The sequence below is a fragment of the Gelidibacter japonicus genome, assembly GCF_010725055.1.
Taxonomy (GTDB): domain Bacteria; phylum Bacteroidota; class Bacteroidia; order Flavobacteriales; family Flavobacteriaceae; genus Gelidibacter; species Gelidibacter japonicus.
In genome coordinates this window covers 227,690-243,699 of the sequence record NZ_BJKB01000003.1, presented here as the reverse complement: position 1 = coordinate 243,699, position 16,010 = coordinate 227,690, and the positions used below count along the sequence as shown (strand labels likewise).

10 protein-coding genes are annotated in these 16,010 nt (G+C 37.6%); 5 read left to right on the top strand and 5 right to left on the bottom strand.

All coding sequences use genetic code 11. The features are described 5' to 3' along the window. Positions 1 to 28: 28 nt before the first annotated feature. Complete coding sequence (locus tag G6N06_RS04925) at positions 29 to 2,074, bottom strand: HD family phosphohydrolase (RefSeq protein ID WP_163514949.1); 2,046 nt, start codon at positions 2,072 to 2,074, stop codon at positions 29 to 31. Between the two features lie 130 nt (positions 2,075 to 2,204). Between G6N06_RS04925 and G6N06_RS04920 the strand changes: the two genes are divergently transcribed. Continuing rightward, positions 2,205 to 3,383 carry an acetyl-CoA C-acyltransferase gene (locus G6N06_RS04920; protein ID WP_163514948.1) on the top strand — a complete coding sequence of 393 codons (1,179 nt, stop codon included), beginning with the start codon at positions 2,205 to 2,207 and terminating at the stop codon, positions 3,381 to 3,383. A gap of 137 nt (positions 3,384 to 3,520) precedes the next feature. Beyond that, positions 3,521 to 4,270 carry a C40 family peptidase gene (locus G6N06_RS04915; protein WP_163514947.1) on the top strand — a complete coding sequence of 250 codons (750 nt, stop codon included), beginning with the start codon at positions 3,521 to 3,523 and terminating at the stop codon, positions 4,268 to 4,270. A gap of 54 nt (positions 4,271 to 4,324) precedes the next feature. On the opposite strand, the gene G6N06_RS04910 is transcribed toward G6N06_RS04915, so the two are convergent. Together G6N06_RS04910 and gyrA are read right to left on the bottom strand one after the other, a co-directional pair. Continuing rightward, on the bottom strand, positions 4,325 to 5,599 hold the full coding sequence (locus G6N06_RS04910; protein WP_163514946.1) for a tetratricopeptide repeat protein: 1,275 nt from the start codon (positions 5,597 to 5,599) through the stop codon (positions 4,325 to 4,327). Between the two features lie 24 nt (positions 5,600 to 5,623). Further along, complete coding sequence (gene gyrA / locus G6N06_RS04905; protein ID WP_163514945.1) at positions 5,624 to 8,191, bottom strand: DNA gyrase subunit A; 2,568 nt, start codon at positions 8,189 to 8,191, stop codon at positions 5,624 to 5,626. Positions 8,192 to 8,449: 258 nt separating this feature from the next. Between gyrA and G6N06_RS04900 the strand changes: the two genes are divergently transcribed. After that, positions 8,450 to 10,999, top strand: a complete 2,550-nt coding sequence (locus G6N06_RS04900; RefSeq protein ID WP_163514944.1) for an ATP-dependent Clp protease ATP-binding subunit — start codon at positions 8,450 to 8,452, stop codon at positions 10,997 to 10,999. An 83-nt stretch (positions 11,000 to 11,082) separates the two neighbouring features. Beyond that, positions 11,083 to 11,460: a hypothetical protein gene (locus tag G6N06_RS04895; protein ID WP_163514943.1), complete on the top strand. Its 378-nt coding sequence runs from the start codon at positions 11,083 to 11,085 to the stop codon at positions 11,458 to 11,460. Positions 11,461 to 11,470: 10 nt separating this feature from the next. Here the strand turns inward: G6N06_RS04895 and hutH are convergent, their stop codons facing one another. Next, complete coding sequence (gene hutH / locus G6N06_RS04890) at positions 11,471 to 12,982, bottom strand: histidine ammonia-lyase (RefSeq protein ID WP_163514942.1); 1,512 nt, start codon at positions 12,980 to 12,982, stop codon at positions 11,471 to 11,473. A 132-nt stretch (positions 12,983 to 13,114) separates the two neighbouring features. Between hutH and G6N06_RS04885 the strand changes: the two genes are divergently transcribed. Further along, positions 13,115 to 14,152, top strand: coding sequence for a TlpA family protein disulfide reductase (locus tag G6N06_RS04885; protein ID WP_163514941.1), 1,038 nt, complete (start codon positions 13,115 to 13,117; stop codon positions 14,150 to 14,152). A gap of 63 nt (positions 14,153 to 14,215) precedes the next feature. On the opposite strand, the gene G6N06_RS04880 is transcribed toward G6N06_RS04885, so the two are convergent. After that, on the bottom strand, positions 14,216 to 15,769 hold the full coding sequence (locus G6N06_RS04880) for an NAD(P)H-hydrate dehydratase (protein WP_163514940.1): 1,554 nt from the start codon (positions 15,767 to 15,769) through the stop codon (positions 14,216 to 14,218). Positions 15,770 to 16,010 lie beyond the last annotated feature (241 nt).

Below are 16,010 nucleotides of genomic sequence, written 5' to 3'. Positions count from 1 at the left end.
ATTTTAAAGACTTTTTATTATGATTTTTTTATTCTGGATATTCTATCCTGAGATGGAAGATGTTAGCTAATTTATTTTTTAATATTTTCTTAATGGATTCAATCTCTTTGAAGGTAATATTGGCATTTAAAAACTGCCCGTCCTCCATTTGCTTATTGATAATATTTTCCACAAAGTGATTGATTTTAGTGGATGATGGGTCTTTTAAACTTTTAGAAGCCGCTTCTACACTATCACACATCATTAAAATTGCAGTTTCCTTGCTGAAGGGTTTTGGGCCTGGATATCTAAAATCGGCAATATCTGCATCAATATCCAGTTCCTTTTCCTTCATATAAAAATAATATACCACACTAGTACCATGATGTGTCCTAATAAAATCAATAACCCGATCAGGTAAATTATTCTTTTTGGCTATTTCAATGCCATCTAAAACGTGTGCAAAAATGATATTTGAACTTTCCTGTGGAGATAATTCGTCATGTGGATTGAGACCAGTGGATTGGTTTTCGGTAAAATACGTCGGGTTTTTCATTTTCCCGATATCGTGATAAAGCGCACCTACCCTAACCAACATGGCATTTGCACCAATTTCATTGGCAGAGGCTTCAGCTAAATTGGCCACATTTAAGCTATGATGAAAAGTTCCGGGTGCCTTATTTGACAATTCTTTCAAAAGCTTGGTATTGGTATCTGAAAGCTCCAATAGCGAGACATCCGACACTAATCCAAACAGCTTTTCATAAATGTAAATTAGGGGCTGCACAAATAAGGTTGCCAATCCGCATAAAATGAACATTCCGAAAGCTTCAAAATTCAGGGTCGCAATACTTCCTTCATGAATAACGAAAAAAGCAAAATAGGTAATGATATAAATAAGCGTGATCTGGCCTACCGAAATAAATAAATTTGCACGTTTGTACAATTCAGAAACCGTCAGGATGGTCACAATACCAGCCGTGATCTGTAAAAACATATATTCGTAGCTATTTGGTACTATAAAACCCAGTAGAAGCACAGTCAGGACATGTGCAAACAATCCTAACCTTGCATCAAAAAAGGCTTTTAAGACCAGCGGAAGTACACATAGCGGTACCACATAAACGTATTTGGAATTGTAATTGACAATCAATGTTGTCAACAATACCATTAAGAGAATATTAAAAAATATAAAAGTCACCTTGGTATTGTCCAAAAACACTTCAATCCTATATTTTCGTAAAAACAAAAGCAGCATCAATAAGGTCAACGCCACAAGGATTGAATAGGAAATTACGACCCAAGTATAATTTGAGGAACTCCAGACCTGAGATTCGTATTCAGATTCCAAAGATTTTAAAATGTCATATTTATGACCTTCAACGAGCTCCCCCTTCGAGATTATCAGGGTTTCTCTTTCAATATTCCCACGTGTTGAAGATATTTTATCCAATTCTTCATTAAGTGCATTTTGTGTAATGGATTTATTGATTTTGAGATTGGGTTCAATCAAATCAAAAAACATAGAGACGAAAACAGCCGTAAATTTTGAATCCCCGCGGTCTTCCAATTGCTTTTCCAATAATCGCCTAAAAGCATCTATTTTAGATAGTTCAGAATAGGTTGTAGAAGCTATTTGATTCTGACCATCCAACAAAATAACGTTCTTATCATTTGGATAGTTATATTCCTCTTCGAGTACACCATTTTTATAGATCTCGTTCAACACTCCTTTGCCTATCCTGTAAAGCTCGGTCTTTTTTCTGCCCAATGAGTCATGAAAGGTGGCGTTGAACTTCTTGTTGTAATCTTCAAAAACAAAATCCTTAATTTCGTCTATAACATCAAAATATACCGCGCTTTCCTTAATAATGGCCGATTTTTCCTTTTGTAGTTCTTCTGCCGATTTTTGAATGGCAAAATCAAATGGCGCATAGAGGTTTTCCGACTGCCACGGCTTATTTTTATCAAAATTATATTTGAATTTGCCACTTTTGGGAAAGAGATAAACAATTAAAAAAGTAGTCCCAATAAAAAGGAGGATTTTGTAAATAAGTGAATGATTCTTATACCACTTGTTTATAATGTTTTTCATCAAAGTCGCATCAATTGTCTTTCAAAAGTAATAAAATATAAAAGGATTTGAAGGTTTAACGTCAGGTTTCATTCCAAAATCAAATTAAAAATGTTTAATTTTGCATCATTCAAATCAAAACCCATTAAAAATGAGTAAAGAAGTCGTCATTGTATCTGCAGCCAGAACGCCAATAGGTAGTTTTTTAGGTGCCTTATCTACAGTTCCGGCGCCAAGATTAGGTGCCATAGCTATAAAAGGTGCCTTGGATAAAATCAACTTAAACCCTGATTTGGTTCAGGAAGTGATCATGGGCAATGTAGTACAGGCAGGTACAGGACAGGCACCTGCACGTCAGGCGGCTATTTATGCTGGACTACCAGACACTGTACCATGTACTACGGTCAATAAAGTTTGCGCCTCTGGAATGAAAGCAGTGATGCAAGCAGCCCAAGCCATTGCGTTAGGTGATGCAGATATCATTGTTGCCGGTGGAATGGAAAACATGAGCTTGATTCCTCATTATTTACACGCTAGAACAGGTACAAAATTTGGACCAGCTACCTTAATTGACGGCATGCAAAAAGACGGTTTGGTAGATGCCTATGATGAAAATGCCATGGGCGTTTGTGCTGATGAATGTGCCATTGAATATAAGTTCAGTAGAGAAGATCAAGATGCGTTTGCAATTCAGTCTTATAAGCGATCGGCGGCAGCATGGGATGCCGGTAAATTTGATAATGAAGTGGTACCTGTAGAAGTCCCTCAACGTCGCGGAGACGCCATTGTAGTTTCCAGAGATGAGGAATACACAAACGTAAAGATGGATAAAATTCCATCATTAAGACCTGCTTTTACAAAAGATGGTACGGTTACCGCCGCGAATGCTTCCACTATTAATGATGGCGCTGGTGCGGTTGTTTTAATGAGTAGAGATAAAGCCGATGAACTTGGACTAAAGCCTTTGGCTACCATAAAAAGTTATGCTGATGCGGCACAAGAACCTAAGTGGTTTACTACCGCTCCCGCCAAGGCATTGCCAAAAGCACTTGATAAAGCAGGGATTTCAATAGATGATGTCGATTATTTTGAATTCAATGAGGCCTTTTCGATAGTTGGTTTGGCCAATATGAAAATTTTAGGCCTGAATGATAGCAATGTCAACGTGAATGGAGGCGCAGTATCCTTAGGACATCCGTTAGGTTGCTCAGGGGTCAGGATCATCATTACACTGTTGAACGTATTAGAGCAAAACAATGCTAAAATTGGTGCAGCAGCCATTTGCAACGGTGGCGGAGGTGCCTCGGCAATGGTTATTGAACGCTCCTAACAAACATTGTATTGTAGATTCTATTCTTAGTATTTATTGATGGAATTATTTTCAAATACAACATTTTTTCATTTCATATTCTTAGGCAATCATGGCCTAACAATCAATCAAAATAGTCAATAGACCATTTCACCTCTATGACCTACGGAATTGCCAATTTAAGCATCGTACCTTTAAGAATAGAACCGTCAGATACTACCGAACTTGTGTCCCAAGTATTATATGGTGAAATCTTCAAGGTGACTGAACGTCGAAAAAAATGGAGTAAAGTCCGTTTGACCTATGATCAATTTGAAGGATGGATTGACAACAACCAGTATCGTGAACTATCCGAATCTGAATATAGTTTCTTGGCAGAATGCCCTCAGAAGCTTTCTGGCGATTTAATAGAGTTCGTTCAAGACAGTAACCATCAATTACTCACAATTCCATTAGGATCTTCATTGACCGCTTTGAATATCCTCAAACATGCCTTTGACGGAAATTGTATTAAAGGCATTCATCCAAAATCAAAATTAATAGAGACTGCTTTCTTATATCGCAACTCGCCTTATTTATATGGAGGAAAAACACCTTTTGGTATTGATGCTCCAGGCCTGACACAAATGGTCTATAAACTCAACGGTTATAACTTATACCGTGGCGTAGAGCAACAAGCAAAACAAGGTGAAGCCTTAAGTTTTATAGAGGAAAGCGAAGCAGGAGACTTGGCCTTTTTTGACAATAACGAAGGTCAAATTGTGCATGTTGGCATCATAATGCCTGATAACTACATCATTCATGCCCATGGGAAAGTACGGGTTGATAGATTGGACCATTCAGGAATTTACAATACGGACGTGAAAATGCATACCCACAAACTCCGGGTCATTAAAAAAATTATATAATAAAAAAATGCTACCTCAAGGAGATAGCATCTTTATAATGTTCAACAGTCAATTTTAATTTTGACCACTTTCTATAGCTTCAACTTTAGCTTTCATTTCTTTCTGCTTAGCGGTATCACCCAAGGCACTAAAAATATTCAGCAAGGTTTTTGCGGTTTGCAAATCTGTAGGTCTTAGCTTAAGCGTGGTTTCCAAATAAGGAATGGCCTCTCTATAAAGTTGGGATCTTTCCTCTTTCAGTTCATCATACTTTTTGTTATCGGCAGCAGAACTTCCGAGTGCATTCATTTTTTCAATAATGGCTTGTTCTTGACTCAAGATCAATACAGCCATGTTGTTATGAACGTCTGTATAATCTGGCTTAATTTTTAAAGCTTTCTCGTAATATCCTTTTGCGGCATCAGTTTCTCCAGCTTCTGCAGCAACAATTCCCAAGTTGAATAACAATTCCGGATTATTTGGATCTTTTACCAACGCTTCCTGAATAAGTCTCTTGAACTCATCTCTATTGCCCATTTTCAATTGCATATTGGCTTCAGAAATAATTAAACTAGCATCGTCTGGATTTGCCACTCTAGCATCTTTCATAGCTTCGAGAGCTTTTTCATTATTACCTTGGTTCATATAAATCAAGGCAACATTTCTAACTATTTCTCCCTGCTTTGATTCTGATTTCTTAATCGTTGGTTTAATATGGGTACCAGCCTTTACAGAAATATCCATCATTGCCTTTGAAGGAAACGCTTCCTCTTCATTTGTCTCTTTATTGACAGCAAGATACTCAGTTTCAACACCTACATAACCCAAGTTTTTAAGCTCTTCGTAATGCTTTAATGCTGTGTCATAATCTTCACCGTTTACAGCTGTAGCTGCTGCATAATAAAGGAACAAGGTATCCGATTTTGACATTTTGTAGGCCTTTTCAAATCCAGCAGAAGACGCTGCATAATTCTTTTTCTCTAAGGCGGCGTTTGCTTTGGTCAAAAAGGTATTGAGCATGCCTTGCTTAATTTCATCAACATTTTTGGAATATTTTCCGTTTTTACCTTCCACTTTTTCTACCATGTTCAGACTTTCAATGGCAATGTCCATATCTGCATCTGTTCCTGTACCATTGGCGTAAAATGCCTGGCCTTTTACAAAGTAGAATTGGGCTTTCAATTTATCGTCTGCGCTTCCAATTAAGGATTCTGCAGTGTTAATAGCAGATTTAGCCTCTGCAAAATTATTCTTCTTTATAGCCTTTTCAGCATCTCTTATTTCGCTTTTTTGTGCGAACGAAAAAGTACCTACTAAAAGTGCCAAAGCGATTATTATTTGTTTTTTCATTTTTAGTTGTTTTAAATTTAAGTGTTAATTATTGTTTTCGTCGTCTAAATTATCAAGAGTTGTGCCATTATCTTCCTCGGACTGGTTTTCAACGGCCTCATCTGATCCGTCTTCTAAGAGTAAATCTTCTTCCTCCTTCATCACTTTAGCGACAGCTGCAATAGAATCACTTCCTTTCAAATTTATCAATTTGACACCTTGGGTAGCCCTTCCCATAACACGTAAATCGTTAACCGCCATACGAATGGCAATTCCAGATTTGTTAATAATCATTAAATCGTCTTCATCGCTCACCGACTTTATGGCAACCAAATCGCCAGTCTTTTCAGTAATAGAAATGGTTTTAACACCTTTTCCTCCCCTGTTGGTAATTCTATATACGGCTTCTCCATCCTCCGGATCATCAATATATGTACGTTTACCATAGCCGTTTTCAGAAACCACTAAAACAGATTCTTCCATTGGATTTTCAATGGTGACCATACCAATGACTTCATCATTGGCATGTGCCAGAGTAATTCCGCGCACTCCCGAGGCATTTCTACCCATCGGACGCGTTTTAGCTTCTTCAAAACGAATGGCCTTACCAGATTTAAGGGCCAACATGATCTGACTATTACCTGTGGTTAATTTTGCTTCCAATAGCATATCATCCTCCTTAATGGTAATGGCATTGATACCATTGGTCCTTGGACGGGAATATTGCTCTAAAGAGGTTTTTTTAACCTGGCCCATCTTGGTTGCCATAATAACATAATGGCTGTTAATATAGTCTTCATCTTTAAGGTCTTGAGTACAAATAAAAGCTCTCACCTTATCATCCTGCTCAATATTGATGAGATTTTGGATGGCTCTACCCTTAGATGTTTTGCTGCCTTCGGGTATTTCATAAACTCGCATCCAGAAACATTTTCCCTTTTGAGTGAAGAATAACATGTATTGATGATTGGTACCCACAAATAAATGCTCTAAGAAATCTTCATTACGCGTTGTGGATGCCTTTTGGCCCACTCCTCCTCTATGTTGGGTTTTGTACTCTGTCAACGATGTCCGTTTGATATAGCCTGCATGAGAAATGGTAATGACCACTTGCTCATCAGGAATCATATCTTCAATGCTCAAATCGCCACCGGCATATTCAATAACAGAGCGACGCTCATCACCATACTTTTCTTTAACTACAATCAATTCGTCCTTGATGATCTGCATACGACGTTCTTTCTTGTCAAGAATATCCTTCAAATCCTCAATGGTTTTCATCAACTCTTCATATTCCGAACGTAATTTATCCTGCTCAAGACCGGTTAATTGACGCAAACGCATCTCAACAATGGCTTTCGCTTGAATTTCTGAAAGCTGAAAACGTTCAATCAATTTCTCGCGTGCTTCGTCAGCATTGGATGATGCACGGATTAATGCAATAACTTCATCAATATTATCTGAAGCAATGATTAAACCTTCTAATATATGGGCCCGTTCTTCTGCCTTACGAAGTTCATAAGTGGTTCTTCTTACAACTACATCGTGTCTATGCTCAACAAAATGATGGATCATATCCTTCAAGTTCAACAATTGAGGTCGACCATTAACGAGTGCAATATTGTTTACACTAAACGACGATTGCAGCGCAGTGTACTTATATAAGGTGTTTAAAACTATATTTGGAATAGCATCACGTTTTAAAACATAAACGATACGCATTCCATTTCGGTCAGATTCATCGCGAATCATTGAAATACCGTCAATTTTCTTTTCATTGACCAGATCAGCCGTTTTCTTGATCATGTCCGCTTTATTGACTAAGTAAGGTATTTCAGTTACGACAATCGATTCTCTGCCCTGGACCTCTTCAATAGTAGCTTTAGCTCTTATCACAATCCGTCCACGACCTGTTTTAAACGCTTCAATAACGCCATCATAACCATAAATTGTTCCTCCAGTAGGAAAGTCCGGTGCTTTGATATGTGTAATCAACTCATCGATATCAATATCATGGTTATCAATATAGGCAACAATACCATCAACCACCTCACTAATATTATGAGGCGGCATATTTGTTGCCATACCTACCGCAATACCAGAAGCACCATTGACTAAAAGTCCTGGGATTCGGGTTGGCAACACGGTTGGTTCTTGTAAGGTATCGTCAAAATTCAGTTTGTGATCTACGGTTTCCTTCTCAATATCTGCCAACATGTCTTCAGATATTTTACGCATCCTAGCTTCTGTATAACGCATTGCTGCTGGACTGTCGCCATCAACGGAACCAAAATTCCCTTGACCATCCACCAACATATAACGCAAACTCCATTCTTGGGCCATACGCACCATAGTGTCATAAACCGATGTATCTCCGTGTGGGTGGTACTTTCCCAAAACTTCCCCAACAATTCTAGCCGATTTCTTATGAGCGGTATTGGATCTAATACCAAGCTCATGCATGCCAAAAAGCACTCGTCGGTGTACGGGCTTAAGACCATCTCTAACATCTGGCAACGCACGTGACACAATGACCGACATTGAATAATCAATGTAAGCCGATTTCATTTCATCTTCAATGTTGATAGGGATCAATTTTTCTCCTTCTGTCATATATAAGTTAATTAGATTTTTTGTAGATTTTCAAATCGTGCTAAGATAACCATTTTACGAGTTTTAACGCCACTTTATTGAGGTTTTTTGGTATATTTTATTAACAATAAATAAGGGATTCCATTTGATAAGTATCTCGTTAAATGTTTTGAAATTGTGAAGTTTTTTTCGTCACTTAGCACATACGAAAACATTTAAGGTATAGTTTTTGCCGTATTCAAGTTGTTTTCATTATTTTTATGCAGAAAGGATTTTACTATGGATGATAATTTTTCCCCAAGAGTCAAAGATGTTATAGCCTATAGCAAGGAAGAAGCTTTAAGGTTAGGACATGATTTTATTGGGACAGAACATTTAATGCTGGGGTTGCTGAGAGACGGCAATGGCAAGGCTATTGATATTTTAAGCGCACTGGAAATCGACTTAAACCATTTACGACGTAAAGTAGAAATTTTAAGCCCGGCCAACCCAAGCAGTGCAACAATGTCAAATGAAAAGAAGAATTTGCATTTGACAAGACAAGCGGAGCGTGCGCTCAAAACAACGTTTTTAGAAGCAAAGTTGTTTCAAAGCACCTCAATTAATACGGCACATTTATTATTGTGCATCTTAAGAAATGAAAATGATCCTACGACAAAGCTATTGAATAAGCTCAAAGTGGATTATGATAACGTTAAAGAACAATTCAAATCTATGATAACTAACAATGATGACTACACAGAAGCTCCAAAGGCGGAGTCATTTTCTGATGATGACATAAATGAAGGGGATGAGGCAAAGCACAACCCTTTCAGTCAATCGGCTGCAAAAGGCGCCAAAAAATCGAAAACACCTGTTTTAGATAATTTTGGTCGTGATTTAACGGTTTTGGCTGAAGAAGGCAAGCTCGATCCTGTTGTTGGAAGAGAAAAGGAAATAGAACGTGTCTCCCAAATTTTGAGCAGACGTAAAAAGAACAATCCACTGCTGATTGGTGAACCTGGGGTTGGCAAATCGGCCATTGCAGAAGGTTTGGCGCTGCGGATCATCAAGCGGAAAGTGTCCAGAATACTTTTCAATAAACGCGTGGTCACCTTAGACTTGGCGAGCTTGGTTGCTGGGACCAAATACCGGGGCCAGTTTGAAGAGCGAATGAAAGCCGTTATGAACGAATTGGAAAAGAATGATGATATTATTCTTTTTATTGATGAAATCCATACGATTGTTGGCGCAGGAGGCGCCACGGGTAGTTTGGATGCATCCAATATGTTTAAGCCAGCTTTGGCAAGAGGTGAAATTCAATGTATTGGCGCGACCACTTTGGACGAATACAGACAGTATATTGAAAAAGACGGCGCCTTGGAACGACGCTTCCAAAAAGTAATCGTCGAACCGACAACCGTCGAGGAAACGATTCAGATTTTGGAAAACATCAAAGACAAATATGAAGAACATCACAATGTGCAATATACACAAGAGGCTATTGAAGCTTGTGTAAGTTTGACCAATAGATATATGACCGAGCGTTTCTTGCCAGATAAAGCTATTGATGCAATGGATGAAGCGGGCTCAAGAGTCCATATCACCAACATCAACGTTCCGAAGCAAGTCTTAGAACTTGAAAAACAATTGGAAGCGGTTAAAGAAACCAAAAACACGGTAGTCAAAAAGCAAAAATATGAGGAGGCCGCTAAATTGCGGGATGATGAAAAGCGATTGGAAAAAGAATTGGCTATAGCTCAAGAAAAATGGGAAGAAGAAACCAAACTTCATAAAGAAATCGTAACGGAGGATAATGTTGCCGATGTGGTTTCAATGATGACCGGTATTCCAGTAAACAGAATTGCTCAGACCGAAAGCAACAAACTTGCCAAACTACCAGAACTTATCAAAGGAAAGGTAATTGGTCAAGACGAAGCCGTTGCAAAAGTGGTGAAGGCCATTCAGCGGAATCGTGCTGGCCTCAAGGATCCTAATAAGCCTATTGGGTCATTTATATTTTTGGGTCAAACAGGCGTCGGTAAAACGCAGTTAGCCAAAGTGTTGGCCAAAGAGCTTTTTGACAGTGAAGATGCCCTCGTAAGAATTGATATGAGTGAGTATATGGAAAAATTCGCTATTTCAAGACTTGTTGGTGCACCTCCTGGATATGTAGGGTACGAAGAAGGCGGACAACTCACTGAGAAAATCAGACGTAAGCCTTATGCCGTAGTTTTATTGGACGAAATTGAAAAGGCACATCCTGATGTGTTCAATATGTTACTACAGGTTTTGGATGATGGTTATCTAACCGATAGTCTCGGACGAAAAATTGATTTTAGAAATACGATCATTATTATGACCTCCAATATTGGAGCACGTAAACTGAAGGATTTTGGACAAGGTGTTGGTTTTGGTACAGCAGCTAAAGCTGCGCAGGCAAGTGATAATACAAGAAGTGTTATTGAAAACGCCCTCAAAAAAGCATTCGCACCAGAATTTTTGAACCGTATTGACGATGTCATGGTATTCAATACTCTAGAAAAGGAACATATCAACAAAATTATTGATATTGAACTTGAGAAATTGATTCTCCGAATTAAGGATTTAGGTTATGAACTCATACTTACTCCTAAAGCTAAAGATTATATTGCCGTGAAAGGATTTGACCAACAATATGGCGCGCGGCCTTTAAAACGTGCGATTCAAAAATATGTGGAAGATACATTGGCAGAGGAAATAATCTCTTCTAAAATTCACGAAGGGGATACCATTACTATGGATTTAGACAGTAAATCAAATGAATTGGTTATAAAAATTGAGAAACCTGAAACACAGACTGAATCCTAACTAGTTCATATTAAAAAAATTAAGCATCCTATAATTTAACGGATGCTTTTTTGATTTGATCTATAGATTAATTAAATTTAGAAATGACAGATTTGCTAAAATTCGATTTTTGTGAGATGCACATTTATGATGATTACGTCATTGTTATCATTGACGAAGGAATTATTGTATCGCCAAAGCATAATATCGAACTTAATAATGTAGTGGATACGTATTTTAGAAACAAAAAATTTGTTTATATATCACATCGAAAAAACTCCTATACAGTTGATCCTACAACATATATAGAAACTTCAAAAATTAAAAATCTTGTAGCATTTGCTATAGTTTCCAAAGATTTCAAGGCAAGGTCTAACGCCGAAGTTGAAAAGTTGTTTCTCAACAAACCATTGGAAATTTTCGATGATATTCAAAAGGCTGTCTCGTGGAAGGACTCGGTTTTAAACAAAGAAACCACCTAGTTCATTTTGATCACTCAAAAAGCAATTCATTATCTATACTGAAATCACTAACAAACTGTATTGATTTTTTTATAAGATCATGAAAAACCTCATCCTGAATTACAAATTTGATCTCGTTGCTATAACTCTTCAAAAAAGACTCAATAAAGGGAGAGGATGATTTTGGTTTTCTAAATTCGATGGCTTGAGCTGCATTCAATAATTCAATGGCCAAAATACGCTCAACATTATAAATTAAGGTATGGGCTTGGGTTGCTGAATTTGCCCCCATACTCACATGATCTTCCTGACCATTGGAAGAAACTATAGAGTCTATACTCGCTGGTGTGGCCAATTGTTTATTTGCGCTTACTATACTTGCAGCCGTATATTGCGGAATCATAAATCCGGAATTAAGTCCGGGGTTATCCACCAAAAATGTTGGAAGACCTCTTTGTCCGGAAATCAACTGGTATATACGTCGCTCAGATATATTACCCAACTCAGCCATCGCAATCTTTAAATAGTCCAAGGCCAATGCTAACGGCTGCCCATGAAAGTTGCCTCCAGATATAATTTCATTTTCTTCAATAAATATATTTGGATTGTCGGTAACAGAATTGATTTCTGTTTTTATGGTTTTATGTACAAATTCCAAGGTGTCTTTGGTCGCGCCATGTACCTGTGGGATACATCTAAATGAATAAGGATCCTGTACATGTTGCTTTTGTTGCGCAATTAGTTCACTATGTTCCAAAAACTCTCTGATGCGTCGGGCTGTTTTTAATTGGCCGTTATGCGGTCTTACCAAATGTACCAATTCATTGAACGGTTCAATTCTACCATCGAATGCATCTAAAGAAATACTGCCAATAAGATCCGCCAAATAGGACAGTTTATAAGATTTCAACAATAAGTGCACGCCATAGGCACTCATAAATTGAGTCCCGTTTAAGAGAGCCAATCCTTCCTTAGACAATAGCCTAATTGGTTTCCAATTGAAATCGTCCATGACCTCTTGGGCAGGCTTTATCTGGCCATTGTGAAAGACTTCCCCTTTCCCTATTAATGGCAATGCTAAATGCGCCAATGGCGCCAAATCTCCAGATGCCCCTAGCGAGCCTAAAGTATAAATGACAGGTAGAACATCGTGATTATAAAAATCGACCAAACGCAAAACCGTATCCAACTGAATCCCACTATGGCCGTAGCTCAACGACTGAATTTTTAGCAAGAGCATCAATTTAACTATAGAATTTGGAACTTGATCGCCGATACCGCAGGCATGCGACATGACTAAATTCTCTTGAAGTTGAGTTAGTCTATCCTTAGATATTTTCACATTGTACAACGAACCAAATCCAGTATTGATGCCATAAATAGGCTCATCTTGCTCAAGCATCCTATCATCCAAATAGGTTCTGCAATTATTAATTTTGGCTATAACTTCTTCCGAAAGTTCTAATTTTTTATTAAAAAATAGAATATCGCTAATAGTTGTTAGTTCTAAGGTTTTTGAGGATATGGAATGTGTCAATTTCATTAATTGGGTTTCTGTGTTCAAAAATCAACATAACCTTTACATTTTGCAAGAAATGTTAATAATTAATAAAAATTCATACAATGTGTCCACAAACTATTACTTTTGAAAAATTGTAAAAACTAAAATATAAAAATGAAGAAATTACTGATTTTCTTATGTGTATTAACTATTGTGTCATGTAAGGAAGAACCTAAAGATTATGTTACTTTTTCTGGAAAGATTTCCAATAAAGCTAGCGATTCCATTTTATTGAGAAGCCGAATGATCACCAAAACCATTTTAGTGGATCAGGATGGTACATTTTCTGACACACTCAAAATTGGTCAACCTGAAGTATTTGGTTTTTTCAACGGCAATATTGCTGCGCCAATCTTTTTGAAAAATGGATTCGATATAGAAATGACTGCAGATATTGATAATTTAGAAGAGACCGTAAAGTTTTCCGGACCTGGATCTGAACATAATAATTATTTGACAGAACAGATGACTTTGGAGAAAAAATTATTGGATCAGGATAAGCTGAGCAGTTTGAGTTCTGAAGGCCTACGAAATGAAATTGAGAGCATTAGAAAAGAATTGACTGCGTTTTATAACCATGACAAAAGCATTGACAGTACACTAACCAGCATGGCTAAAGCAAATTTAGACCCTATGCTGAATATGTACCAGAATTTCTTTGCCGAATCTATTGCCATAAGAGAACAGTTTCCGGCCGGCTCTCCTTCCCCTACTTTTGAAAACTATGAAAATTTTAAAGGAGGAACGACATCTTTGTCAGATCTAAAAGGGAAATATGTTTATATTGATGTTTGGGCCACATGGTGTGGACCTTGTATTGCAGAAATACCTTCATTAAAAGAATTGGACGCCAAATATGCCGATAAAAACATTCAGTTTGTGAGCATTTCAATTGATGACGCCATGAGAAGTGGCGGCGGCGACTTAGAAGCAGCTAAAACAAAATGGAAAACGATGGTTGAAGAAGAGAATTTAATTGGAATTCAGTTGTTCTCTGACAAAAACTGGCAATCGGATTTTGTAAAAGACTATAAAATCAACGGCATTCCACGTTTTATCCTAATTGATCCAAATGGTAATGTTGTAGATGCCAACGCACCAAGACCATCAAGCAAAAGACTTATAGAATTATTTGATAGTTTAGATATCTAAACTTATAAAAACCTGTTATTTGAACCGCACCTTTATAATCCTATTAATGTGCGGTTTTTTTATTTACAAATTGTCATCTTTATTTTCGGATTCGGACTGCACAGGTGGTTTCGCAAACAAATCGAGATAGGCCTGCCCTAAATAATCGATAATATGGCTTGCTGTCAAACTCTGATAACTATAGTCATTTACAGCAATGTCTGCAGACTTTCCATGTAAATAGACTCCGAACAAACTAGCGGTTAAAGGCTCATATCCTTGACCAATAAGCCCAGTTATTATACCGGTCAATACATCTCCGGTCCCTCCAGTTGCTAAACCTGGATTGCCCGTTGAATTGATATAAAGTTTATCTTGAAATACCGTGATGGTATGGGCGCCTTTGATTACGAGAATACATTTGTATTTCTTTGAAAAAGCTTTTGCCTTTTTCAACTTATCAAAATCATCCTTCCATTTGCCTAAGAGACGCTCCAGTTCTTTTGGATGCGGAGTGAATACAGTTTGAGGCTTTATTAGTCCTAAATCTCCTTCATGTTTGGATAGTAGATTAATTCCGTCAGCATCTATGATCAAAGGAAGGTTGTTGGTTTTCAGGAACATCTGAAACGCGGCATGCGTTTTTTCATTCGTCCCCATTCCCATGCCAATACCAATGGCTGTTGGCTCAATATCATATTTGATTGCTGTAAGAATGTCATCGTCAATATCGGTGATGACCATAGCTTCCGGAAGAGCTGTTTGCATAGGCATATAACCACATTTAGGAACATAAACGGTGACCAATCCTGCACCCGATGCCAACATTCCCCTACCGGAAAGGAGCATTGCCCCAATTTTGCCATAACTGCCACCAATGAGCAAACCGTGGCCGTAAGTGCCTTTATGCGAAAATTTTTCTCTTGGCTTATAGATAGGCAACATTTCATTTTTCCCAATCAATTCAACTTCGGTTTCGGTCTGTTGCAGAAATTCAAGGTCAATTCCTATATCAAGCACTTCCCATTGACGGGTATATTTTGAAGTATCGGGAAGAAAGAACACCAATTTAGGCGATTGAAAACTCAAGGTGTAATCAGCCCAAACGACTCCATTTTCATCTTTCGGTACTTTATCTGCATATAGTCCCGATGGCAGATCAATTGCTAAGGTAAAAGCTTTTGATTCTTTAAAATGCTGAAACAAGCTTTTAACCCAATCGTTTGGAGGCCTATTTAAGCCTATTCCAAAGACAGCATCTACAATGATATCATCGGAGCCAATTGGCGGAAAATCGGCCTTACAATTGAGCATTATTGGCCATTTCTTAGTGGTTTGTTTGATACGATCGTAATTTATCAGAAAATCCTGAGTACGCTTATCACTACAATTTACTACATAAGTATGCACGTTATAGCCATAGTTGACCAATTGCCTTGCCAGTACCAATCCGTCACCACCATTATTACCAATCCCACAAAATACGTGAATGGGTACTTGGGCACCTTGCATTCGTTGATGAATCCAGTTGAAGATTTGCGTGCCCGCACGTTCCATTAATTCGGTAGAACTTATATTTTGCTTTTTGGCTGTTAGCAAATCGCCTTCATAGATTTGTTCTTTTGAGAATATCTTCATTTTAATCGTATTTTTTTATGATATTTCTAATAATTGGTTTTTTAGTCCTAAAAGTGTGCTGGAAATTTTTTTATAACAGTAAAAATAATACTTTTGAAAAGTATAGAACAAGATATGCATACTTTACAATACATAAAAAATGTTTTCCTGACCTTTATCTCTTCAGAAGGCAACATTACTTTTAACATTATTACCCTTTGGGGTTAATTGTTATATTTTATCTCGTCCTATATTTTCCTGT

Excerpts from the sequence above, each read along its gene's own strand:
- G6N06_RS04925 (WP_163514949.1), bottom strand. The coding sequence starts at position 2,074 with ATGAAAAACATTATAAACAAGTGGTATAAGAATCATTCACTTATTTAC.
- G6N06_RS04920 (WP_163514948.1), top strand. The coding sequence starts at position 2,205 with ATGAGTAAAGAAGTCGTCATTGTATCTGCAGCCAGAACGCCAATAGGT.
- G6N06_RS04915 (WP_163514947.1), top strand. The coding sequence starts at position 3,521 with ATGACCTACGGAATTGCCAATTTAAGCATCGTACCTTTAAGAATAGAA.
- G6N06_RS04910 (WP_163514946.1), bottom strand. The coding sequence starts at position 5,599 with ATGAAAAAACAAATAATAATCGCTTTGGCACTTTTAGTAGGTACTTTT.
- gyrA (WP_163514945.1), bottom strand. The coding sequence starts at position 8,191 with ATGACAGAAGGAGAAAAATTGATCCCTATCAACATTGAAGATGAAATG.
- G6N06_RS04900 (WP_163514944.1), top strand. The coding sequence starts at position 8,450 with ATGGATGATAATTTTTCCCCAAGAGTCAAAGATGTTATAGCCTATAGC.
- G6N06_RS04895 (WP_163514943.1), top strand. The coding sequence starts at position 11,083 with ATGACAGATTTGCTAAAATTCGATTTTTGTGAGATGCACATTTATGAT.
- hutH (WP_163514942.1), bottom strand. The coding sequence starts at position 12,982 with ATGAAATTGACACATTCCATATCCTCAAAAACCTTAGAACTAACAACT.
- G6N06_RS04885 (WP_163514941.1), top strand. The coding sequence starts at position 13,115 with ATGAAGAAATTACTGATTTTCTTATGTGTATTAACTATTGTGTCATGT.
- G6N06_RS04880 (WP_163514940.1), bottom strand. The coding sequence starts at position 15,769 with ATGAAGATATTCTCAAAAGAACAAATCTATGAAGGCGATTTGCTAACA.